The sequence below is a fragment of the Bradyrhizobium sp. C9 genome, assembly GCF_002532045.1.
In the GTDB taxonomy this organism is placed as follows: domain Bacteria; phylum Pseudomonadota; class Alphaproteobacteria; order Rhizobiales; family Xanthobacteraceae; genus Bradyrhizobium.
On record NZ_NWTG01000031.1, the window covers coordinates 20,296 to 41,221 of the forward strand.

18 protein-coding genes are annotated in these 20,926 nt (G+C 64.8%); 3 read left to right on the forward strand and 15 right to left on the reverse strand.

Annotated features, from left to right (window positions below; genetic code table 11):
• Window positions 1-29 precede the first annotated feature (29 nt).
• The 6 genes from CO675_RS35200 to CO675_RS35225 all read right to left on the reverse strand — a co-directional run bounded on the left by CO675_RS35200 (window position 30) and on the right by CO675_RS35225 (window position 7,876).
• Window positions 30-1,118 carry a CobW family GTP-binding protein gene (locus CO675_RS35200; RefSeq protein WP_097676479.1) on the reverse strand — a complete coding sequence of 363 codons (1,089 nt, stop codon included), beginning with the start codon at window positions 1,116-1,118 and terminating at the stop codon, window positions 30-32.
• A complete protein-coding gene (locus tag CO675_RS35205; protein WP_097676480.1) occupies window positions 1,118-2,785 on the reverse strand; it encodes an amidohydrolase in 1,668 nt (555 codons plus the stop codon). The genes CO675_RS35200 and CO675_RS35205 overlap by 1 nt, the downstream gene beginning before the upstream one ends.
• Window positions 2,786-3,032: 247 nt before the next feature.
• A complete protein-coding gene (locus CO675_RS35210; protein ID WP_158231352.1) occupies window positions 3,033-4,034 on the reverse strand; it encodes a SphA family protein in 1,002 nt (333 codons plus the stop codon).
• A gap of 148 nt (window positions 4,035-4,182) precedes the next feature.
• Complete coding sequence (locus CO675_RS35215) at window positions 4,183-5,178, reverse strand: helix-turn-helix domain-containing protein (RefSeq protein ID WP_158231353.1); 996 nt, start codon at window positions 5,176-5,178, stop codon at window positions 4,183-4,185.
• Between the two features lie 91 nt (window positions 5,179-5,269).
• Window positions 5,270-6,847 carry a gamma-glutamyltransferase family protein gene (locus CO675_RS35220; protein ID WP_097676483.1) on the reverse strand — a complete coding sequence of 526 codons (1,578 nt, stop codon included), beginning with the start codon at window positions 6,845-6,847 and terminating at the stop codon, window positions 5,270-5,272.
• A gap of 354 nt (window positions 6,848-7,201) precedes the next feature.
• Complete coding sequence (locus tag CO675_RS35225; protein WP_097676484.1) at window positions 7,202-7,876, reverse strand: helix-turn-helix transcriptional regulator; 675 nt, start codon at window positions 7,874-7,876, stop codon at window positions 7,202-7,204.
• A gap of 224 nt (window positions 7,877-8,100) precedes the next feature.
• On the opposite strand from CO675_RS35225, the gene CO675_RS35230 reads away from it, so the two are divergent.
• Window positions 8,101-9,303, forward strand: a complete 1,203-nt coding sequence (locus tag CO675_RS35230) for a serine hydrolase domain-containing protein (RefSeq protein ID WP_097676485.1) — start codon at window positions 8,101-8,103, stop codon at window positions 9,301-9,303.
• A gap of 32 nt (window positions 9,304-9,335) precedes the next feature.
• Here the strand turns inward: CO675_RS35230 and CO675_RS35235 are convergent, their stop codons facing one another.
• The 9 genes from CO675_RS35235 to CO675_RS35275 all read right to left on the reverse strand — a co-directional run bounded on the left by CO675_RS35235 (window position 9,336) and on the right by CO675_RS35275 (window position 18,736).
• Window positions 9,336-10,739, reverse strand: a complete 1,404-nt coding sequence (locus CO675_RS35235; RefSeq protein WP_097676486.1) for an amidase — start codon at window positions 10,737-10,739, stop codon at window positions 9,336-9,338.
• A 16-nt stretch (window positions 10,740-10,755) separates the two neighbouring features.
• Window positions 10,756-11,517: an SDR family NAD(P)-dependent oxidoreductase gene (locus tag CO675_RS35240; protein WP_097676518.1), complete on the reverse strand. Its 762-nt coding sequence runs from the start codon at window positions 11,515-11,517 to the stop codon at window positions 10,756-10,758.
• 63 nt (window positions 11,518-11,580) lie between these two features.
• Entirely contained in the window at window positions 11,581-12,291 is a 711-nt protein-coding gene (locus tag CO675_RS35245; protein WP_097676487.1) for an ABC transporter ATP-binding protein, read from the reverse strand.
• Complete coding sequence (locus CO675_RS35250) at window positions 12,281-13,000, reverse strand: ABC transporter ATP-binding protein (protein WP_097676488.1); 720 nt, start codon at window positions 12,998-13,000, stop codon at window positions 12,281-12,283. The genes CO675_RS35245 and CO675_RS35250 overlap by 11 nt, the downstream gene beginning before the upstream one ends.
• A 4-nt stretch (window positions 13,001-13,004) precedes the next feature.
• On the reverse strand, window positions 13,005-14,078 hold the full coding sequence (locus CO675_RS35255; RefSeq protein ID WP_097676489.1) for a branched-chain amino acid ABC transporter permease: 1,074 nt from the start codon (window positions 14,076-14,078) through the stop codon (window positions 13,005-13,007).
• 13 nt (window positions 14,079-14,091) lie between these two features.
• Complete coding sequence (locus tag CO675_RS35260; protein WP_097676490.1) at window positions 14,092-14,958, reverse strand: ABC transporter permease subunit; 867 nt, start codon at window positions 14,956-14,958, stop codon at window positions 14,092-14,094.
• Between the two features lie 94 nt (window positions 14,959-15,052).
• A complete protein-coding gene (locus tag CO675_RS35265) occupies window positions 15,053-16,267 on the reverse strand; it encodes an urea ABC transporter substrate-binding protein (protein ID WP_245453047.1) in 1,215 nt (404 codons plus the stop codon).
• Window positions 16,268-16,322: 55 nt separating this feature from the next.
• Window positions 16,323-17,318, reverse strand: a complete 996-nt coding sequence (locus tag CO675_RS35270; protein WP_097676492.1) for an acetamidase/formamidase family protein — start codon at window positions 17,316-17,318, stop codon at window positions 16,323-16,325.
• A gap of 17 nt (window positions 17,319-17,335) precedes the next feature.
• Window positions 17,336-18,736, reverse strand: a complete 1,401-nt coding sequence (locus CO675_RS35275) for an amidase (protein ID WP_097676493.1) — start codon at window positions 18,734-18,736, stop codon at window positions 17,336-17,338.
• 419 nt (window positions 18,737-19,155) lie between these two features.
• Between CO675_RS35275 and CO675_RS35280 the strand changes: the two genes are divergently transcribed.
• Together CO675_RS35280 and CO675_RS35285 are read left to right on the forward strand one after the other, a co-directional pair.
• Window positions 19,156-20,319 (forward strand): transporter substrate-binding domain-containing protein, encoded by a 1,164-nt coding sequence (locus CO675_RS35280; RefSeq protein ID WP_097676494.1) that lies wholly within the window; start codon window positions 19,156-19,158, stop codon window positions 20,317-20,319.
• Window positions 20,316-20,903 carry an ANTAR domain-containing response regulator gene (locus CO675_RS35285; protein WP_097676495.1) on the forward strand — a complete coding sequence of 196 codons (588 nt, stop codon included), beginning with the start codon at window positions 20,316-20,318 and terminating at the stop codon, window positions 20,901-20,903. Before CO675_RS35280 ends, CO675_RS35285 begins: the two co-directional genes overlap by 4 nt.
• The last annotated feature ends 23 nt before the right edge of the window (window positions 20,904-20,926 follow it).

Below are 20,926 nucleotides of genomic sequence, written 5' to 3' on the forward strand. Positions count from 1 at the left end.
CCCTCATAATTGTTTGAAGCAGGTCTCGCCTACGCCGCGGATCGCTGGATCGCCGACCGGCTGACCGCAGCAAATTTGTACAAGGTGTTCTCGATGATCTGGCGCGGAATGCCGCGCACGATGAAGACCAGCCGCGAGCGCCGGTCCGCCGACGGCCAGCCGGCAAGCGTGATCGGCGGATGGAACACGTGCTGCACGCCATGCATCACGACAGGCGCGTCAGGCTGTTCGGCGACATGCACGATCGCCTTGAAGCGCAGCAGATCCTCGCCTTTGAGCGCCGCGACATAGTCGAGCCAGCGCGCAAATGCCTCGCGCTGGATCGGCTCGTCGATGATCAGGCTGTAGGACGATACTTCCGTGTCATGCGCGTGGTGGCTGTGATGACCGCACTCCGCGCCATCGCAATCGTGAGCGGCGTGATGATGCGGCGCATTGGCCGCCTGCGATGCCAGATCGAACCAGCGCACGACGTCGGCCGAGCGGGCCGCCGGATCGAACAGCCCGGCATCGAGCACCCTCGCCGGATCGACCATCCCGTTCCGCACATGCGCGCGCGACGCGACCGGGTTGATCGCCGCGAGCCGCGCGTCGAGCCGTGCCAGCACATCGTCGCTGGCCAGGTCGGTCTTGGTCACCAGCAGCCGGTCGGCGACCGCGATCTGCCTGACGGCCTCGTCATGTGCTGCAAGGGTGTGCGCGCCGTTGACGGCATCGACGGTCGCAACCACGCCGTCGATCCGGTAGCGGCCGACGATATCAGGCGCCGTCATCAGTGTGTGCAGCACCGGAACGGGATCGGCGAGGCCGGTGGTCTCGACCAGCACGCGGTGGAACGGCGGGATCGTCCCGGTGGCGCGGCGGGCGGCAAGATCGGCCAGCGTCTCGATCAGATCCTCGCGCACCGAGCAGCAGATGCAGCCATTGTCGAGCAGCGCGAGACGATCCTCGCTGCTCTCGACCAGGAGATGATCGAGCGCCACCTCGCCGAACTCATTGATGATGGCGACGACGCCATTGAGCTCGCTCTGGCGCAGCAGATGGTTCAGCACCGTGGTCTTGCCGCTGCCGAGGAAGCCGGTCAGCACCGTGACCGGGATCTGATCCGCCGTGTCCATCACGCGCCCCGCTGGTAGACCTTGCGGCCTTCAAAGAAGGTCATCTCGACCCGCGTGTCGGCCAGCTGGTCCGGCGGGATGTCGAAGATCATCTGGTCGAGTACGATCAGGTCGGCCGACTTGCCGACCTCGATCGAGCCGATCGATTGGCCGAGGCCGGCTGCGCGCGCGGCATCGATGGTGTAGATGTCGATCACGGTGACGAGATCGAGCGCCTGCTCGGCCCACAGCGACTTGCCGGGAAAATCCCCGGTGGGATTTTGCCGGGTCACCATGCCTTCGATGCCCTGCCAGGGATCGGGGATCGGGATCACCGGCCAGTCCGAGCCGCCGGCCATCAGCGTGCCGGCCGCCTTCAGGTCCTTGTTCGGCCAGAAGCGCTGCGCGCGCTCATCGCCCATCGCGGCCTTGTGCGCTTCAAGGAAGACGGTCGGATACCAGATGATCGGCGACAAATCGGCCGCAACCCCGAGCTCGGCGAAGCGCTTGATGTCGTCGGGCGCGATGTAGCTCGCATGCGCGATCTGGTGAACCAGATGGGTCGCCCCGTTGAAGCTGCGCACGACATCGATCGCATCGAGCGCCTGCGTCACCGCGGCATCGCCAGCGCAATGGATCTTCGCGGCCAGACCGAGCTTCTCGCAGCGCCCGAGCCAGCGGATCAGGTCGGGCACGGTCAGCATGGTCGATCCGCGGAAGCAGCAGCCGCGCACGGGATCGGCCAGATAAGGCTCGTGGAACGCCGCAGTCTTGGCGCCGGGCACGCCGTCGAGGAACACCTTCACATAGTCCGGCTTCACATGCGCGCCACGATAATGTTCGCGCAGGGCGAACAGCTCCTCGCCGGCCTTGCCGAACATGAAGCCCGGCTCGACCACCGGCATCGCGCAGACCGCCCAGGCGGTCAGCTCGCCGCGATCGTCGAGTCCCTTCAGCGCCGCCATGATCGGCTGCATGCTGGCGGCGTCGATGAAGGCGGTGACGCCATAGGCGTTCAGCACCGAGATCGAACGTGCCACCGCCGCGCGATCCATCTCGGCCGTGTAGTGACCGGAGGCCGCGAGCGCCCGCTCGACCAGGCCGGAGGCGGCCTCGATCATGATCCCGGTCAGCGTCCCGGTCTTGAGGTCGCGGCCGATCTCGCCGTCGGTCGGATCGGGGGTATCGGCCTGCACGCCGGCCAGCCGCAGCGCCGCCGAGCTCGCCCAGCGATTGTGATAGGTGTCGTCGCGCAGCACGACGGGATGCCCGAGGCACGCCGCGTCCAGCAGCGCGCAGGACTCCGTGGTGTTCATCTCGTTCAGGAGATTGTTGCCGAACTGCCCGCCGACGATCCAGGCGCCGGGCGCAGCTGCGGACGCCGCCTTGTGCAGGGTCTCGGCAATCCTGGGCACGCTGTCGGCGTTGGAGAAGCGCAGCTCGTAGAGATCGGCCTGCCCACCCATCATGATGTGATTGTGGATGTCGACGATCCCCGGCATCGCCATGCGTCCGCCGAGATCGACGGTCTTGGTCCCCTCGCCGATCAGCGATGCGACGTCGCGCTCCTCGCCCACCGCGATGAAGCGGCCGGCCTTGACCGCCGCGCATGTCGCCCACGGAAGCTCCCGGTTCGACGTGTAGATCCGGCCGTTGCGGAAGACCGTGTCGGCGAATGTCCTGTTCATACGGATCAACTTCTCGATTGGGAAAGTCCGGAGCGATCAGCCTTCGCCGTGCGGTGCACAGGTCGGAACCGCGTACGGCGCCGGCATGATGGCAAAGGTTCGGCATGTCAGCGTCGGGAACAATCCACCATCCGGTGGATGCTACGGCCCGGCGGATTCAGCAGGCTGAAACAGGCAGCCGTCGGGGAGCCGCGCGATCGGCGCGGCTCCCCTTCAATCCGTCTGGTGCTGTACGCCGGCGCGTGCGCTACTTCGTGAACATCGGACGCTTGGGCGGCGTCGCCGGCTCGTCCGGCGCCCACAGCCGGAAGCTCAGATTGGCGAACACCGAGTAGCCCTTGGTGATCGACGCGGTATCTACTCCGGGCGGCCCTGCGGTGCCGCCGGAGGCGTTCGAGGAGAACTCGTGCGTGGCCCAGACCGTCAGCGCAGCCGGCCCGAAATTGTAGCCGACCAGACCGCCGCCGGCCCAGATGTTGTACCGGTTGACGTTGATCGCGCCGTTGTAGAACGCACTCGAGGTATCGCCGGTCACCTGTCCTGCGTAGTAGGCAATCGGCCCGAAGGTCCAGTTTCCGATCGTCTTGGCGGCGGTGAACTCGGCGTGAAAGATGTCGCCGGAGCGATAGCCGGTGATCGAATTCTTGGTATTCATCTCATGGTACAGATTGGCCGTGAGATTCCAGCCATCCTTGAGGTAGGACACGACCAGTTCGGGCTGGAAGGTCCACCAGGGATTGCCGACATTGTTCAAGCCGGACGGACCGCTGATCGACCCGTTCGGCACGTACATGCCAAGGCCGGTCTTGACGAAGAAGCCGCTGTCGCCGAGCTTCCAGCTCAGCTCCCCCGGCACGATGAAGGTGTTGTGCATGCCGGCCTGCTGCACGTTAATCGGTCCGCCGACATCGGCCATGATCCAGGGCTGCACGATGACCGCGTTATAGGTCGCGCCGAGGAACGTCCAGCCCGGCACCCACAACAGACCGGATGCTTCGACGGCGGCGTGGACGGGCGTCGACGCACCACCGACGTTGGGCGCACCCGGGCCGACGATGTTCGCCTGATAGGTGAAGACCTGATTGAAGCTGTAAAGCCCGGGCGGCGGCGTGCCGGCCGTGCCTCCGCCGAGCGTGATGCCCGGCTTCTGCGCCCAACCGGGCGAACCGAACTCGTACGCATTGGCCGATGTCGCCCCCGCACTTGCCACGATCAGCGCAGCAGCGGCAATCTTTCGATGTGTGGTCATGTAGCCCCCTTGTCCGACCGCGCTGCGCTGCATTTACGATCGAGGATCGATCGTGCAGGCTCCGCGCGGAGCGGGCGAAATCTAGAAAGGGGATTTCAACCGGCGTTATCCGGAATCGGCAGAAGCAACCGCCGTGCAGTGAATATCCCTAGCGTGAGGCGGATGCCACACGCTGCACGGTGTGCGAGGGCAGTTCGCCAAACAGTTGCCGATAATTTTCGGTGAAGCGGCTCCAGTGCCAGAAGCCCCACCTCGCCGCGACGTCGCCGATCGAGACCGGCTGGCCGGTGGCGGCGAGCGCACGCAGTTCGCGGCGCACCGCGTTCAGCCGCAGCATGCGCAGATATTGCAACGGCGTCAGCCCGAGCGCGTCCTGAAAGCATCCTTGCAGCGTCCTGCGGCTGACGCCGACATGACGGCAGAGCTCGGCGATGCGTGGCGGATCCTCGACCCGCTCGAACACATATTCGCGGATGCGGTCGACCGTCTGCTTTTGTGCGGTGGAGCCGCGCACGTCGGTCCAGTCGTTCTCCGACAGCACGTCGGCCAGCGCACCGACGACGGTGTCCTGAAGCGAACGGCGCACGTGCTCGAACGCGAGCGCCGGTCCGAGCCGCTCACCCTGGTCACAGAGCCGACGAAGGCCATACTGAAGACCGGCCAGGACGGGTCCGCTGAAGAAATGCTGCTGCCCGCGAAGGCCCGCGATGAAGTCGGCGGCACGGGTCTCGCCGAGCGCATCAAGGCATGAAAACAGCCGATCGCGGGCGACGGCAACCGACACGACGTCGACCCGCGTCGACGTCAGCAAAGGCAGCAGGTTGGCGCCATCGCTGAGCAGGAGCTGCGGAAACTCCAGCGGACGGCCATTGTAATATCCGGGGTTGGATATTTCGAGCGGCAGGCTGAAGACCAGCGCATCCGGCCAGGCAGAGCCTTGCTTGAGCAGCGCCTGCGTCGTCGTCTCCCGGACGATCTCCAGACCGCGGAGGCGGATCATCACGAGGCGCCCGGTAAACCTTCCCGACGACACCTGGTCCATCCGCATGTTCCAGCCGTTCATGCGACCGGCATAGTCGTTCGCATCGACCGACTCGACGATCGACACGCCGGCCATGTCGGCAGCGCCGCGCTTGCCGCTCATGATGCATTCCCCCAGCATCCAGCTTGGCGAGCGCGCAGCGCGGTAACAATCAACCGTTAGAACGATAGCGTCGAGGTAACCTGGTTTGTCGCTAGAAACCGAGCGCGAGCCCGTCCTTGCGATGGTCGGAGGCGCCGAGCAGAACGCCGCGCGCATGGTCAATGCGGATCGCCTGGCAGCCGCCGATCGGCTCCTCGGAGAGGCGGGCATCGTGGCCGCGGGCGCGCAGCTCGTCACGGATATCAGGCGATATCGTCGTCTCCAGCGACAGCGCGCCGTCGAAGGCAAAGGAGCGCGGTGCCTCGGCCGCCGCCTGGATGTCCATCTTCAGATCGAAGATGTTCGACAGCAGATTGGCATGGCCGGCGGCCTGGTAGTGCCCGCCCATCACGCCGAACGACATCACGGTCTTGCCGTCCTTGCGCAGCAGGCCCGGGATGATGGTGTGCATCGGGCGCTTGCGCGGCCCGAGCGAATTGAGGTGTCCGGGCCTGGCGCGAAAGCTCCAGCCGCGGTTATGCAGCAGGATGCCTGATCTCGGCGCGTAGATGCCGCTGCCGAACGGATAGAACAGCGAGTTGATCAGCGAGACGGCGTTGAGGTCGCGGTCGACCACCGTGACATAGACGGTGTCGCGATGCTCGATATCGTCCCAGATCGCAGGCGCGGACGCACGGCGCATGTCGATCTTGCTGCGGATCCTGCCGATATAGTCCTCGGCCAAGAATGCGGCCGGATCGACCTTGCTGGTGGCGGGATCGCAGAAGAAGGCGTCGCGCGCACGGTAGGCCGCCTTGGTCGCCTCGGCGAGCAGATGGATGCGATCGGCCTGCGCCAGCGCGCCGATATCGAAGCCGGCGAGCATGCGCAGGATCATCAGCGCCGCCAGGCCCTGCCCGTTCGGCGGACACTCGACCACGTCGTGGTCATGGTAGCGCGCCGAGATCGGCTGCACGTAGTCCGAGGTCTGCACCGCGAAATCCTCGGTGCTGTGGGCGCCGCCCAGCCCGCGCAGGATGCCGGCCATCTCGTCGGCGGCCTCACCTGCGTAGAACCCATCACGCCCGTGCTGCGCGATCCGGCGCAAGGTCCGGCCAAGCGCAGGCTGCGTGCGGATGTCGCCGACCTCAGGCGCCTTGCCGCCGGGAAGGAACTGCGCTGCCGCATTGGCGTCGATCTCGATCCGGGCCCGGAAGCGGCGCCAGTCCTCCGCGACGCGCGGTGTCACGCAAAAGCCCTGCTCGGCCGCCGCGATCGCCGGCCGGAAGATCTCCTCCAGCGACCTGCTGCCGTGATCGGCGACCAGCCTGCACCAGGCGTCAATGGCGCCCGGCACGGTCACAGCCTCGGGCGCGGTCGGCGGAATGTCGCGCGTGCCGCTACCGGCATATTTTTCTGCATCGGTGCCGGCCGGCGTGCGGCCCGAGCCGTTCAGCGCGATCGGCTCGCCGGCCTTCGGCGAGTACAGCGCAAAGCAGTCGCCGCCGATTCCGGTCATCTGCGGCTCGACGACGCCCTGCAGCGCCACCGCCGCCACCGCGGCATCGACGGCATTGCCGCCGGCCTTCAACATCTCGACCGCGGCAAGGGTCGCCTGCGGGTGCGAGGTCGCGGCCATGCCACGCTCCGCAACCGCCACGGAACGGCCGATGGCCATGAAATCACGCATGTCGGATCCTTCAATCTGTGAGCGGCAGCCGCTCGCCAACATTGTCGAAAACGACACCGGTCCCTTGGGGGAACTTTCGGTCGACGGCACGGTGAGCGGCAATCCACCTAACGGTGGAGCGGGTGAACGCGGGGCAAATCATGCCGCGGGAATGCTGATGTTCGACTTGCAAGCGACAACACACACTTGGCGTCGTCCCGGCGAAGGCCGGGACCCATTACCACGAATGCGAATTGTTACGCGACGCTGGGGCCACAGCCTTCCTCACCAACACAACCCTGTGGTTATGGGTCCCGGCCTTCGCCGGGACGACGTGTGGGCGAGAGCCGTGCTCGCAATCTACAACCCACGCCCTCAATGCGGCCGCGACATCAGCGCGACGACGGCGGAGCGGGTCTCGACGCCGAGTTTCTCGAAGATATGGATCAAATGCGTCTTCACCGTCGCAAGACCGATGCTCAGGCACTCACCGATCTCGCGGTTGGTGCGGCCGCAGCACAACAGCTCGACCACTTCCATCTCGCGCGAGGTCAGTCCGTAGCGCGCCGGCTCGTCGGCATTTGGCGACAGGCGGCTGGTCAGGTTGAATTCGAGGTAGTCATGGATCTTCTCGGCAATGTGCATGCTGCCGTCGGGAATCGCACAGCCCGGCGCCCAGAGCACGCTCATTCCGGCCACGATCCGGTCGTTGCGGCGGAAGAAGAACTCGATCATGTCGGCGACGCCGCATTGGCCGGCGAAGGCGCGGTAGGTCGCCGCCTCCTGGGATGCGCACTGGTCGAGCGCGATGCTGAGCCGGGCGATCGGCCGGTTGCTCGCGGATCGCGGATGCAACGGATCGAGCCGGTTCATGCCGGCAAGATACTGGTCGTGGAAGCTCGGCGGGACGTTGCTGGAGAGCACGAAGCGGTTGAGGGTCAGATTGCCGTCGACCTCGTAGAACGCGGTCGCGGAGCCTTCGAGAATCCCTCGCGCGAACTGAATGGCTTGCGTGGTCGCCGGATCCGGTCGGCCCAGAAGCGCGATCATGACCTACCTCCCGATGTTTCCCGATGGCGAACGTCTGCGCGTCGCATGACCGGCACGCTGAGACAGACGCGGGGCATAGTCAAGCAAATTGCGGGCCAAACGCACATCCCGGAAACGGTTACGCCGAAGTAACCTGATAACCTCCTCCACCATCCGGTTGATTGCGGGCAACGCGACCGACGCGGAACTTTCGCACACTTCCCAATGTCATTGCTGGATCAAGAATGAATTCGCGTCGCATCATGGCCGCCTTCCCGTCGGCGGCCGACGAACAGGTCACGCTCGCCAACTGGCGTCAGCATCCGTTCAGCGAGTGGGCATTCCGTAATGTGCGCGAGCTGCTGCCCACCGCCAACATCGCACGGGCCTCGGCGCCGACGCCGCTGTCCTTTGCGCCGCGCTATCTCGACGACGTCAGCTTCGCTGACCCGCGCGGTGAAACGGTCGGCGTCGGCCAGGCGCTGCGTGCAAGCCACACCGACGGCATCGTCGTGTCGCATCGCGGACAAATCGCCTTCGAATGGTATGCCCACGGCCTGACGCCGGACACCCCGCATCTGATCTTCTCGGTCAGCAAGTCGGTCGCGGGAACGCTTGGCGGCATCCTGGCCGATCGCGGCAAGCTCGATCCCGACGCGCCGGTGATGCGCTACATCCCGGAGATGGAGGGATCGGTCTATGGCGGCAGCTGCACGGTGCGGAATCTGCTCGACATGAGCGTCGGCATCCGCTTCGACGAGGACTACATGGCGCGCGACGGCGACGTCATGAACTACCGGCGCTCGACCGGCTGGGAGCTGCCGGACCCGGCCATTCCGCCGAGCAATCTGCGCGACTATCTGCGCACGCTGCGGCCGAATGGCGCGCCCCATGGCCAGACCTTCCACTACGTCTCGACCAACACCGACGTGCTCGGCTGGGTCTATGAACGCGCCTGCGGCACGTCCTATGCGAAGATCCTCACGCAATATCTGTGGCAGCCGATGGGCGCCGAGCACGATGCCTACATCACCGTCGACTCGCGCGGCGCGGCGCGCGTCGCCGGTGGCATCTGCGCCACACTACGCGATCTCGCCCGCTTCGGCGAGATGATGCGCAACCACGGCATCAGCAACGGACGGCAGGTGGTGCCCACCTGGTGGGTCGACGACATCAGGCAGAACGGCAATGCCGAGGCCTGGTCGCGCGGCGACCTGACGAAGGTTTTTCCGAACGGCAACTACCGCAACAAGTGGTACACGCTCGACCGCGGCGAAACGCCGTTCGCGGCCGTCGGCATCCACGGCCAGTGGATCTACGTCGATCCGACGAACGAGACCGTGATCGCGCGTGTCTCCTCGCAGCCCCTGCCGATGGATCTCGATCTCGATCACATGTGGATGCGCGGCTATCGCGCGATCGCGGCCAGACTTGCCGGCAAGGCCTGACGGCTTGCGACGGGGGAACGGTCGACGACGCTTCAATCGATCGGCGGCCGCCGCGTATGCCAGTCCGTCACCGACTGGAATGCGGCGCCGGCGCGGACCAGCACGTCCTCGGAGAGATGCGGGCCGACCAGCTGCATGCTGAGCGGCATCTGGTCCGACGCCATCCCCATCGGCAGCGTGATGGTCGGGCTGCCCGAGAAGTCGAACACTGCCGTGAAGCGCAGGATGTTCAGGAGCACGTTGGGATCGGCTCCGTACTCGCTCATCTTGGTCAGCGTCGGGATCGGCACCGGCATCGTCGGGATCAGCAAGAGATCGATATCCTCGAACATCGCGGCGAGGCTGCCGCTGAATTTCAGCCGCTCATGATGGATCGCGGCGATATCGACGCCACTGGTCGCCCTGCCCTGCTCGATCAGCTGCGCGAGGTCCGGCCCATATTCCGACTTCCGCGACGGGTAGGTGTCCAAATGCGCTTCAGCCGTTTCCACCGAGCACATCGCAATCCACTGGCTGACGAGTTTCTGATACGGCGGGAAATGCACCTCGCGGATGTCTGCGCCGAGATCGGCCAGCATGCGCTCGGCTTGCACCAAAGCGGCAACGACCTGCCGATCGATCCCCTCCTGGGTGTATCTGCGATCGACGCCGATCCGTAGGCCCCGGATGCTCTCGCCGACGCCGGCCAGATAGTTCGGCACCGGCGCCCGCAAGGCAGTCGGATCGTTGGCATCCGCGCCGGCGATGACGCCGAGCATTGCTCCGGCGTCGGCAGCGCTACGGCACATCGGTCCGACGTGATCGAGCGAGTCCGCCAGCGGGAAGATGCCGTGGCGGCTGACGCGGCCCCAGGTCGGTTTGATGCCGGTCAAGCCGCAGGTCGCCGACGGAAACCTGATCGAGCCGCCGGTGTCGCTACCGATCGAGCCGTAGCAGAGGCCCGCCGACGTCGCGACGCCCGATCCAGTCGACGAGGAGCCCACCCAGTAGTCCACATTCCACGGATTGAGCGGGGTCTGCACGGCCGGATGATGGCTGGTATAAGCGCCCTCCGTCATCTTGAGCTTGCCGAGCGTGATCGCACCGGCGAGTTCGAGCCGGTCGACGATCGTAGCGTTGAAGGACGGCACGAACTTCGCATGGATCGTCGTGCCGCCCGCGGTCGGCGCAAACGAGGTGTAGCAGAGGTCCTTCAGCCCGATCGGAACGCCATGCAGCGGGCCGCGCCAGATGCCCTTGGCGATCTCCGCGTCGCGCTGCTTCGCCTGCGCCATGGCCCGCTCCGCAAGGACGAGCGCGTAGCCATGAAACTGCCCATCGAGCTTCGCGATCCGGCCGAGGATCGCCTCCGTGATCTCCGAGGATTTCGCCTCACCGCGGCGAATGAGCCCGGAGATCTCGGTGATCGACTTGTAGTGCAATGGATCCGCTGACATGTCGTTGTGGCCCCGGCTAGAACTGGACGCCGCGCGTCAGGGCACCGTCCACGACGAGGTTGGTCCCCGTGATGAAGCTCGCCGCCTTGCTCGCCAGGAACACGGCGGCGTTGGCCATCTCCTGCGGCGTGCCCATGCGCCCGGTCGGGTTGAGCGCCAGCGCGGACTTGTACAGTTCGGGATTGCCGTCCTTGATCATGTTCCAGACGCCGCCCTCGAAATAGGTGTTGCCCGGCGACACCGAATTGGCCCGAATTCCCTTGGCCGCGAGCTGGTAAGCCAGCCCTTGCGTGTAGTGGATGATCGCGGCCTTGAAGGTGCCGTAAGGACCGCTGGCGAAATCGACCTCGCGCCCCGACACGCTGGAGATCGTGACGATCGCCGCCGCCGCACTTTTCTCGAGATACGGCATCGCGGCGTTGACGAGCCGCACCGTCCCCATCATGTCGGTGGAGAATTCCTTCTCCCAACTCTCTTCGTCCTGCCCGATCGAGAGCGCGCTGACATTGGCGACCACGACGTCGATACCGCCGAGCTTGGACGCCATATCGGCGACCCAGGCTTTCAGCGCCGGTCCGTTCGAGACGTCGACTGCCCCACCGAACGCCGCAACGCCCTTGGCCTTGATCGCGGCGACCGCAGTGTCGACATCGGCCTGGTTGCGCGCGCAGATGCCGACATTGGCACCCTCCACCGCGAACGTGTCGGCGATCGCGCGGCCGATTCCCTTGGTGCTGCCGGTCACGAGAACCCTTGCGCCCTTGAGTCCCAGATCCATGTCCATTCCCTCCGTTGTTATCGATTATGGAACGCGTACTTCCTCACCACATGACGTGGCCGATCAAAGCAACAATTGCGCGCGAACATTGTCCGCGTTGACCTCCTCACCGGCCAGCGATCGCGTGATCTTGCCCTTCTCCATGATGTAGCAGCGCTGGGCAATCGCCAGGATCGTGTCGAGGTTCTGCTCAACGAAGATGATCGTCGTCCCGAGCTCGCTGCGGAACGATTGCAGCGCCTCGCAGATGTGCTGCACGATCGAGGGCTGGACGCCCTCGGACGGCTCGTCGAGGATCATCAAGGACGGATTGCCGATCAGCGCGCGGCCGATCGCAAGCTGCTGCTGCTCGCCGCCCGACATGGTGCCCGCGATCTGCCTGCGGCGTTCCTTGAGGCGCGGAAAATACTCGTAGACGAGTTCGGGCAGCTTCTTTCCCTCCGGCCCGCCGATCAGTTCGCCGACCTGCAAATTCTCCTCGACGCTCATCTGCGGAAACACGTCGCGGCCCTGCGGAATGTAGCCGAAGCCGGCGCGTGCCCGCGCGTCCGCCTCGAGCTGCGTGACATCCTGATCCATGAACGTGATGGTGCCGCGCCAGCTCTGCAGCAGCCCGATCAGGCAGCGCATCAGGGTCGACTTGCCGACGCCGTTGCGGCCGATCACGCCGACGATCTCGCCGCGCGCGACCTGCATGCTGACGCCCTGCAGGATCGGCGTCGCGCCGTAACCCGCCCAAAGTCCCGATACGTCCAGGATGCGATCAGTGGGCATGGGTCTTACCCAGATAGATTTCCGCGACCTTCTCGTCTTCAAGAATGGCTTCCAGATTGCCGCGCGCGAAGATCTTGCCAAGATGCAGGACGGTGACGCGCTGAGCGACCTGACGCACGAACGCCATGTCGTGCTCGACGACAAGAACCGTCATGCCCTCGGCATTGAACGACTTGATCAGTTCGCCGGTCTTGTAGGTCTCCTCCGGCGACATGCCGGCGGTCGGCTCGTCCAGCAGCAGAAGCTGCGGCTGCAACGCCAACGCCATCCCGATCTCCAGCCACTGCTGCTGGCCATGCGACAGCGCCCCGGCTAGCTTGGCGCCGTCCTCCGCCAGATTAAGTAGCGCCAGCAGCCGCTCCTCCTCGGCCCGGCATTCCGCACCCGAAAGCCGCTCCTGCAGTGCGATCTGGATGTTCTGCCGCACCGGCAATTCCTTGAACACGCTCGGCGCCTGCATCTTGATGCTCATGCCGCGCTGCACCCGCGCGTAGGGCCGCTCCGCGGTGATATCGACGGCGTCGAAGAAGATGCTGCCGGTGGTCGGCGGATAGAGGCCGACGATCAGCTTGAACAGCGTGCTCTTGCCGGCGCCGTTGGGTCCGATCAGGCAATGGACCTCACCGGCATTGACCGTCAGGTCGACGTCGGAGACGGCGGTCAGTCCGCCGAAACGTTTCGATACGCCTTTTACATCGACCAGCGCCATGGGATCAGGTCCCATCCGATTGCAGACGGCCGGCGTCCGCCAGCGCGGGGGCCTCGTCGCGCCGCCGGCGCCTCGTCCACCAGTCGACAACGAGCTTGCCGATGCCGAGCACGAAGCCCTGCGGGGCCAGCATCACGGTGGCGAGCAGCAGCACGCCCATCAGCACCAGTGCCGCCTGCTGGCTGTAGACCGTGATGGTCTGGAAGCCGAACAGCAGCAGGAACGACCCGACCAGGGTCGCGGTCAGATCATTGCGTCCGGAGAACGCCACCCAGACGATCGGCATCGCCGCCGCCGGCAGGCCGATGCTGGATGGCGTGATGAACTGCCCCCAGGACGTGTACAGCGCGCCGCTAAGGCCTGCGAGGCCGCTGCCGATCACGAATGTCAGGAGTTGGTACTTGCGGACGTCGTAGCCGAGCATCTCGGCGCGCTGCGGGTTTTCCCGCGTCGCCACGATCACGTTGCCGATGCTCGAGTTCACCAGCATGCGGAGCGCGATATAGACGATCACGATCAGCGCGATCATCAAATAGTAGAGCGCCGATCCCTCGATGTCGAAACTGCCGACGGTGAGCGGGTCCATCCCCTTCATGCCGTTGAAGCCATTGAGCCGCGCCGGACCGATATGCCATTCGGGTCCTGCGGTCTGCCCGAGGAAGAAGGCCAGCACCAGCGTTGCCGACAGCGTCACGATGCCGAAGAAGATCCCGCTGATGCCGCCCCAGATCATGAAGTAGCCGAGGACCCCTGCCGCCATCATCGCAATGATCACCGAGAGCACGAGCGCCGCGATCGTCGCCGTTCCCCCGCCCATGTTGATCGCGAGCACGCCATAGCCGTAGCCGGCGATGCCGAAGAAGAAGGTCTGCCCGAATGACAGCATGCCGCCGTAGCCCCACATCAGGCAGAGCCCGAGCGCCATGAAGATCCAGATCAGGAAGTAAGCAAAGTTGCCGACATCGTAGGAGTCGGCGAACAGCGGATAGATCAGCGCCCCTGTCAGCACGGCAAGGAAGCAGGACCAGAAGATCCTTCCGCGTCCGAGCGTCTGCGGACCGTCGAGCAGCTTCAACATCAAAAGTTCCCGTCTAGCGCCCACGACGAACCAACACGCTGGATAGTCCTTCAGGCAAAACCCGTATGATCAGGATGACAGCAAACAGCATGCCGATCTGCCCGATGATCTGGCCGTAGCTGGCATTCAGCGCCATCCTGATCATGGCCAGGAACACCGCAGCCGGCGCGGTGCCGAGCAGGACATTGGCGCCGCCGATCACCACGGTGACAAAGCTCTCGACTACGAACGTCGCGCCCATGGTCGGGATCAGCGTCATGGTCGGCGCGTAGAGCGCACCGCAGAGCCCCGCGAGCGCCGTACCGATCCCGAAGCTGATGGAATAGATGCGCCCGGTGCGCGCGCCGAGCGCTTTTGCCATTGCCGCATTCTGCATCGTGGCGCGCGCGATCACGCCAAAGCGCATCTTCATGAAGATGACGTAGAGCCCGGCCAGCACCGCCACTGCACAGCCGAACAGCACCAGCCTGTAGGTCGAAAACGTGTAGCCCCCGATCGCAAAACTTCCTTCCGGCGTACCGATTCCGCGTACAGCGGAACCTACGATCAGCAGCATCGACTGCGTCACGATCAGGCTGAGGCCCCAGGTCGCCAGCAGCGAGTCGAGCGGACGCTTGTAGAAGCGGCGCACGATCAGCAACTCGACGACCATGCCGATGATCCCCGCGGTCAGTGCGGCGAGGATCTGAGCGATCGGCAGCGGCACGCCGAGATTGACGAGCCCGACCGTCACATAGGCCCCGCACATGATGAACTCACCATGCGCCATGTTGATGACCCCCATCATGCCGAACACGATGGCAAGGCCCGCCGCCGACAGGATCAGGAACGCGAAGACGTCGGCGAACTGATAGAATACCGAGAAGAGTTCAGCCGACATTCCGCTCTCCGTGATCACGGCGCCGCATCATTGCGGCGCCGGTTCGCTTCAAACTCGAGATGCAAAACACGAGCAAGATTCGTGCCCGTACGCGTCACGACTTGCTGGGAAGATGACTCGGCGTGTACTGGTCCTTGTCGTTCTTCTTGGTGAGGTCGCAGCCGATCTCGCCGAGCCAGTACGGCTGGATCGTCCCGTAGTCCTTCTCGACCGTCACCTCATGCTTGGGCCCGACCGAGATCAGGCGCATGCGGTGCGACGTGTGCTGGCTCTTCGGATCGATGCAGACCTTGCCCTCGGGGGCGTCGATGCAGGCATCGCCTGTTGCAATCACCTTGCGCATGTCCTCGAGCTTGGTCGACTTCGCCTTCTCGACCAGCGCCTTGTACATGTAGAGCGCGTTATAGGCGTTGTAGCCCATGTCGTTGATGTAGAGCTCGTCCGGGAACTTGGCGTGCCAGCGCTTTTTGAAGTCGTTGGCTTCGGGCGTATCGATCTCCTCGAACCAGTTGGCGGTCGCGTGCATGTTGTTGAGCGCCGGCGGCTTGAACCGCTTGTGCTCGAAGCCGAGCATGACCTTGATCGACGACCCCATCGGCAGATTGAGGTTGGCGGCAGCCGCCTGCTCGAAGAACGAGTCCTGCGCGGCGCCGACATTGATCGTCAGCAGCCAATCCGGCTTCGCCTTCTGGATGTTCTGGATCGTCTGTGCGAATTGCGACACGCCGAGCGGGATGAACTCCTCGCCGACGACCTCGCCGCCGAGGTCCTTCATGATCTTGCGGTTCCACTCCGCGGAGATCTGGCCGAAATTGTAGTCGGCGGCGATGACGTAGACTTTCTTGCCGAACTTCTGGACCATCCAGGGGATCAGCGTCGAGAACTGCTGCTCCGGCACCGCGCCCATGCTGACCATGGAGGCATCGCACACGCCGCCTTCATACTGGTTCGTATAGAAGTATGGCGTCGAGGTACGATCGACGATCGGGCGCAACGCCTCGCGCGAGGCAGAGGTGATGCCGCCGATCAGCACGTCGACCTTGTCGCGGTTGAGCAGCCTTCGGCCGAACTCCTGGTAGCGGGCATTGTCACCTTGGGGATCAAGGTGAATCAGCTCGATCTGGCGGCCGAGAATGCCGCCGCTCTTGTTGATCTCCTCGACCGCAAGCTGCGAGCCGTGCAGCTTCGGCATGCCCATGAATGCCAGGTCGCCGGAGACATCCTCCAGCAAGCCGACCTTGAGCGGCGGGTCTGCCGCCCGAGCTGCACCAATTGTAGCCGTCACGAGCACGGCACCAAGCAAAGCCATTCCAAATATACGCCCCGAATTCATCGCGATGTTCCTTGTTGAAAGATGTTGGACGTCACGCCTTGAGGTAATTCTTCAGGATCGACGCCCCCATCGTGTATTTGGGGTCGACCATGTTGCCGAGCCGCATGCGGCCGGCCTGACTGAGCAGCATGTAGGCGTCGATCTCATCGAAGCCGTAATCGGCACTCATCCACCGCACGAGCTCCCGATAGGCGATCCGCGCCGCGTCTTCGAGCGGCCGCGCGCTGCCGATCGTCATGATGAAGTCGCGCGTCTCGAGCCGCGGCCAGGCAAAGCTCCAGTTCTTGATCAGATCGATCTGCAGCGTCACGGTGGCGCGCTGCTCGAGCGCGACGCCGGAGAGTTCGCCGTCGCCCTGCGTGGCGTGGCAGTCGCCGACATAGAGCAGCCCGCCTTCGGTATGCACCGGAAAATAGATGATCGAGCCAGGTGCGACGTCAGGCAGGTCCATGTTGCCGCCGTGATAGTCGGGCTGCAGCGAGGAAATCGCCTCGATCTCGGGCGACACGCCGATGGTGCCGATGAACGGTTCGTAGGGCAGCGTGATCTTGTCGTTCCAGCGCACGCCGTTGCGATCGACATGCAGCTTCTTGACGCGCTCCGGCAGCGGCGGATTGAGCAGCGCCGTGGAGGCAGTCCCGACCAGGCCGCCGAACTCCGGAATGATGCAGGTGGTGCCGGCCGGCTGCGCGCCGCGGGTTTCGACGTCGCGGATATAGACGGCGAGGCAATCGCCCTTCCTGGCGCCCTTCACCGCGATCGGCCCACATTGCGGGTTCAAATAGGGGAAGTTCAGCTTCGCGGTGGGGCTGTCGCTTTCGCTGGTGAGCACACCGCCGAAGGCATCCTCGGTCTCGACGACGACCACCTCGCCCGGATCGATCGACAGCGTCGGCTTGGCGTAGGGCCCATAGACGTAATGGAAGCTGCCCTGTTGCTCGATGGTCAAACTATGGGTCGTGCCGGTCGCGCCCTTGGCGACGGCGCGCTTGGCCATGATGGAACTCTTCAACCAGTCTTCGGTCATGCGAACGGCTCCTCAACTCAGATCGCGGGATGGCGCTTGTGCCAGTCGGTGACGCGCTGGAAGGCATCGCCCGCACGGACGAGACTTGCCTCGTCGAAATGACGGCCGACGAACTGGAAGGCGACCGGACCGCCGTTCGGCGCAAAGCCGCCGGGAAGCGTCACGGTCGGACTGCCGGTCATGTCGAACGGACAGGTGAAGCGCAGCAGCCCGGTAATCAGCGACGGGTCCTCGCCCAGCGCCGCCATCTTGGCTAATGTCGGCGCAGCGAACGCCTGGGCTGGAACCGCGATGAGATCGACCGTCTCGAACAGCAGCCGCACGGCGCCGCGAAACGCTTCGCGACGCAGCACGATCTTCTGATAGTCCATGCCGGACTGCGCCCGGCCGAGATCGAGCAGGCCAGCGAGTGCCGGACCGTATTCATCCTTGCGCGCGGGATAGGTTTCTTCGTGCGCGACCGCCACCTCGATGCCGCATAGCGGGAACCAGTCCTCGATCACCGCCTTCGGATCGGGGAACGTGATGTCCTTGATCTTCGCGCCGAGATCAGCGGCAACCCGCAAGCCTTCGCTGAGCACCTTGCCGGCGGCCTCGTCGGTACCCTCGCTGGTCCAGCGCCGATCGACCCCGATCGTCACACCGCGCAAATCTCCGGTCAGGCCGGCGAGATAGTCCGGCACGGATAGCGGCACCGACGTGGTGTCCTTGGGATCCTGCCCCGCGATCACGCCGAGGATCGCGCCGCAATCGGCCGCGCTGCGCGCCATCGGACCAATGTGATCCAGCGTGGCCGCGAGCTCGAAAGCGCCGTAACGGCTGACGCGTCCCCAGGTCGGCTTCAGCCCGGTGATGCCGTTGGCGGCCGAGGGAAAGCGGATCGAGCCGCCCGTATCGGTTCCAAGTGATCCGAAGCAAAGCCCCGCCGCGGTGGCGACGCCGGACCCGCTGGATGACGCGCCAGACCACAGATCGGCATTCCATGGGTTCTTGGGCGGATCGATCTTCGGGTGATGATCGGCATAGGCGCCCTCGGTCTGCTGCAACTTGCCGAGAATGATCGCGCCGGCATCCTTGAGCCGCGCGACGACCGTGGCATCCTCGCTCGGCCGGAAATCACGGTGGATGGTCATGCCGTGCGCGGCCGGCGCGCCCTTGACCCAGCACAAATCCTTGACGGCGATCGGCACGCCGTGCAGCGGCCCCTTGATCTTGCCGGAGGCGATCTCCTTTTCGGCGGCCGCGGCGTCGGCGAGCGCTGCATCGCCCATCACATGAGCGTAGCTCTTGAGCTGGCCGTCGAGCTGCCCGATCCGCCCGAGCATCGCCTTGGTCACCTCGACCGGCGAGAGCTTTTTGGCCTGAATTTGCTGCCCGACCTCAATGAGCCCGAGATAGTGAAGATCCGTCGTCGGCATCGTTTCTCGTCCCCGCACTTGGCACGACGCAAGCGCAGGCACTGCCCATCACCGCGCATGCGCCTCCGGCTTGGCGACACGGACGTGTCGCCAATTTGTTTGGCGGCAAAAGCAAAAAGCCACCCGCCCCTCCGAAACGAAGGTGACGAATGGCCCAAATGCCGCGGCTATGAACTATCGCGTGGGTCCGGGGTCGAACGGAGCACTCTGCGCGGCGATCGGGACGTCATCGGCCAGATCGACGCACGCAAGGTTCGACAGGAAGCCCTGTAGGAGAAAATTCTAAGGAGGTGTGCAGCGCGTTGTCAACGAGGCTGGCTGCACAAATTTCGCGAGGTGCTGCGCAGCAAATCGGCACGACCACTTGCGCCGGTCTCTGCGAAGATGGTTTCCTGCATGAAGTGCACTGAAAGTCCTCGATGACGAAGCCGTCCATTCCCGTTGGCATCATCTGCTCGCAGCATGGGCCCTATCAGGCCATGGGGCGCGAGATCCTGAAGAGCGCCATGATGGCGGTCGACGAGATCAACGAGCAGGACGAGTTCGACTTCGCGCTATCGGCGCACGTCCGCGACCCCCGCGGCATCATCTCCGAATATCATACGGTCTGCGACGATCTCATTCGCAATGTCGGGGTCGAGCACATCGTCGGCTGCTACACCTCGGCTTCGCGCAAGCAGGTGCTCCCGATCGTCGAACGCACCGACCGCCTGCTCTGGTATCCGGCACGCTACGAGGGGTTCGAATGCTCCGACAACGTCATCTATGTCGGCGCCTCGCCCAATCACAACGTGCTGCCGCTGGTGCGCTACGTGCTCGACAACCTGTCGCGCGAGATCTTCTGCGTCGGCTCCAACTATGTTTGGACCTGGGAGACCAATCGCGTCACCCGCGAGCTGGTGACGGCGGCGCGGGGACGGATTCTTGCGGAACGCCTGCTCGAGCTCGGTGAAAGCGCGGTCACGCATATCGTCGACGAAATCGTGCGGCGCCGGCCGCCGGTCGTGTTCAACACGCTGGTCGGCAGTTCGAGCTATGATTTCATCCGTGCGTTTCATGCCGCAACCCTTGCGGCGGGTCTCGACATCCCGATGCTGAGCTGCAGCCTGTGTGAGCCCGAACTCAAGATCGCAGGTCCCGCATCGGCCGGCTGCATCACGTCGTCGGCCTATTTCGAAAGCATTCGCCTGCCCGAGAACCAGGCCTTCGTCGCGCGCTGGAAGGCGCGTCACGGCGCGCACAGCAGCCCGTCGGTGGACGGGCAATCCGCCTATGTCGCGGTCTATCTGCTGGCCCGTGCGCTGCAACGTGCCGGCACATCCGATATCGGCGAGGTGCGGCGCGCCGCGGCCGGCCATCGCTACAATTCGCCACAAGGTCCGGTCTGGATCGACGGCAGCAACAACCACTGCGTCCTGACGCCGCGGCTCGCCGTCTCCAACGACGAAGGACAGTTTGACATCTTCTGGGAAGCTGAAGCGCCGGTTAAGCCGGATCCCTATCTGACGCAGCTCGACATCGCCGCCAGCCCCGCAAGGGATGGAACGTTGCCGAATGCGCCCCATTTGCGGGTCGTGAAATGAGCAAGCCGTCGTCATTTTCGCTGCGCGGACGCAAGGCGCTCGTCGCCATCAAGGACGAGCGCGACGCCACCATCGTCAGGCGTCAGTTCGAGCGTCTCGGGATCGACATCGTCACATGGGAGCCTGGCGCCAAGATCGACTGCCGGCCCGACGTGACGCTGATCGACGATGAATTCCTGCCGCTCGCCTCGCCGGCGCAGCGCGCGGCGCTTGGGCGAAGTCCGGTCATCGCCCTGCTCGGTACCGAGACGCCGAGCCGCCTCAAGCTGGTGCTCGATCTCGATCCGGCCTCGTTCCTGGTCAAGCCGCTGCGCTCGGCCGGCATCTATGCCGCGCTCGTCCTGGCCTTCGAGCGAAGCGAGCGCACCAGCGAGCTGAAGCAGCAGGTGCTCAAGCTCGAACAGCGTCTTCGATCCCGCCGCGTCGTGCTCGCCGCCGTCCTTCAGGTCATGCACACCCATGCACTCGCCGAGCCGGCCGCCTTTGCGCTGATCCGGCGGGCCGCCATGGAACAGCGCAAGACCATCGAGGAGCTCTCGGCCGAGATCACGGCCAACGGCTCCCTGCCCCGCGCTGCGGGCTAGACCGGCATCGCTCAAGCCAAGTC

Coding starts and splice junctions, on each gene's coding strand:
- CO675_RS35200 (WP_097676479.1), bottom strand. CDS start 1,118: ATGGACACGGCGGATCAGATCCCGGTCACGGTGCTGACCGGCTTCCTC.
- CO675_RS35205 (WP_097676480.1), bottom strand. CDS start 2,785: ATGAACAGGACATTCGCCGACACGGTCTTCCGCAACGGCCGGATCTAC.
- CO675_RS35210 (WP_158231352.1), bottom strand. CDS start 4,034: ATGACCACACATCGAAAGATTGCCGCTGCTGCGCTGATCGTGGCAAGT.
- CO675_RS35215 (WP_158231353.1), bottom strand. CDS start 5,178: ATGAGCGGCAAGCGCGGCGCTGCCGACATGGCCGGCGTGTCGATCGTC.
- CO675_RS35220 (WP_097676483.1), bottom strand. CDS start 6,847: ATGCGTGATTTCATGGCCATCGGCCGTTCCGTGGCGGTTGCGGAGCGT.
- CO675_RS35225 (WP_097676484.1), bottom strand. CDS start 7,876: ATGATCGCGCTTCTGGGCCGACCGGATCCGGCGACCACGCAAGCCATT.
- CO675_RS35230 (WP_097676485.1), top strand. CDS start 8,101: ATGAATTCGCGTCGCATCATGGCCGCCTTCCCGTCGGCGGCCGACGAA.
- CO675_RS35235 (WP_097676486.1), bottom strand. CDS start 10,739: ATGTCAGCGGATCCATTGCACTACAAGTCGATCACCGAGATCTCCGGG.
- CO675_RS35240 (WP_097676518.1), bottom strand. CDS start 11,517: ATGGATCTGGGACTCAAGGGCGCAAGGGTTCTCGTGACCGGCAGCACC.
- CO675_RS35245 (WP_097676487.1), bottom strand. CDS start 12,291: ATGCCCACTGATCGCATCCTGGACGTATCGGGACTTTGGGCGGGTTAC.
- CO675_RS35250 (WP_097676488.1), bottom strand. CDS start 13,000: ATGGCGCTGGTCGATGTAAAAGGCGTATCGAAACGTTTCGGCGGACTG.
- CO675_RS35255 (WP_097676489.1), bottom strand. CDS start 14,078: ATGTTGAAGCTGCTCGACGGTCCGCAGACGCTCGGACGCGGAAGGATC.
- CO675_RS35260 (WP_097676490.1), bottom strand. CDS start 14,958: ATGTCGGCTGAACTCTTCTCGGTATTCTATCAGTTCGCCGACGTCTTC.
- CO675_RS35265 (WP_245453047.1), bottom strand. CDS start 16,267: ATGGCTTTGCTTGGTGCCGTGCTCGTGACGGCTACAATTGGTGCAGCT.
- CO675_RS35270 (WP_097676492.1), bottom strand. CDS start 17,318: ATGACCGAAGACTGGTTGAAGAGTTCCATCATGGCCAAGCGCGCCGTC.
- CO675_RS35275 (WP_097676493.1), bottom strand. CDS start 18,736: ATGCCGACGACGGATCTTCACTATCTCGGGCTCATTGAGGTCGGGCAG.
- CO675_RS35280 (WP_097676494.1), top strand. CDS start 19,156: ATGACGAAGCCGTCCATTCCCGTTGGCATCATCTGCTCGCAGCATGGG.
- CO675_RS35285 (WP_097676495.1), top strand. CDS start 20,316: ATGAGCAAGCCGTCGTCATTTTCGCTGCGCGGACGCAAGGCGCTCGTC.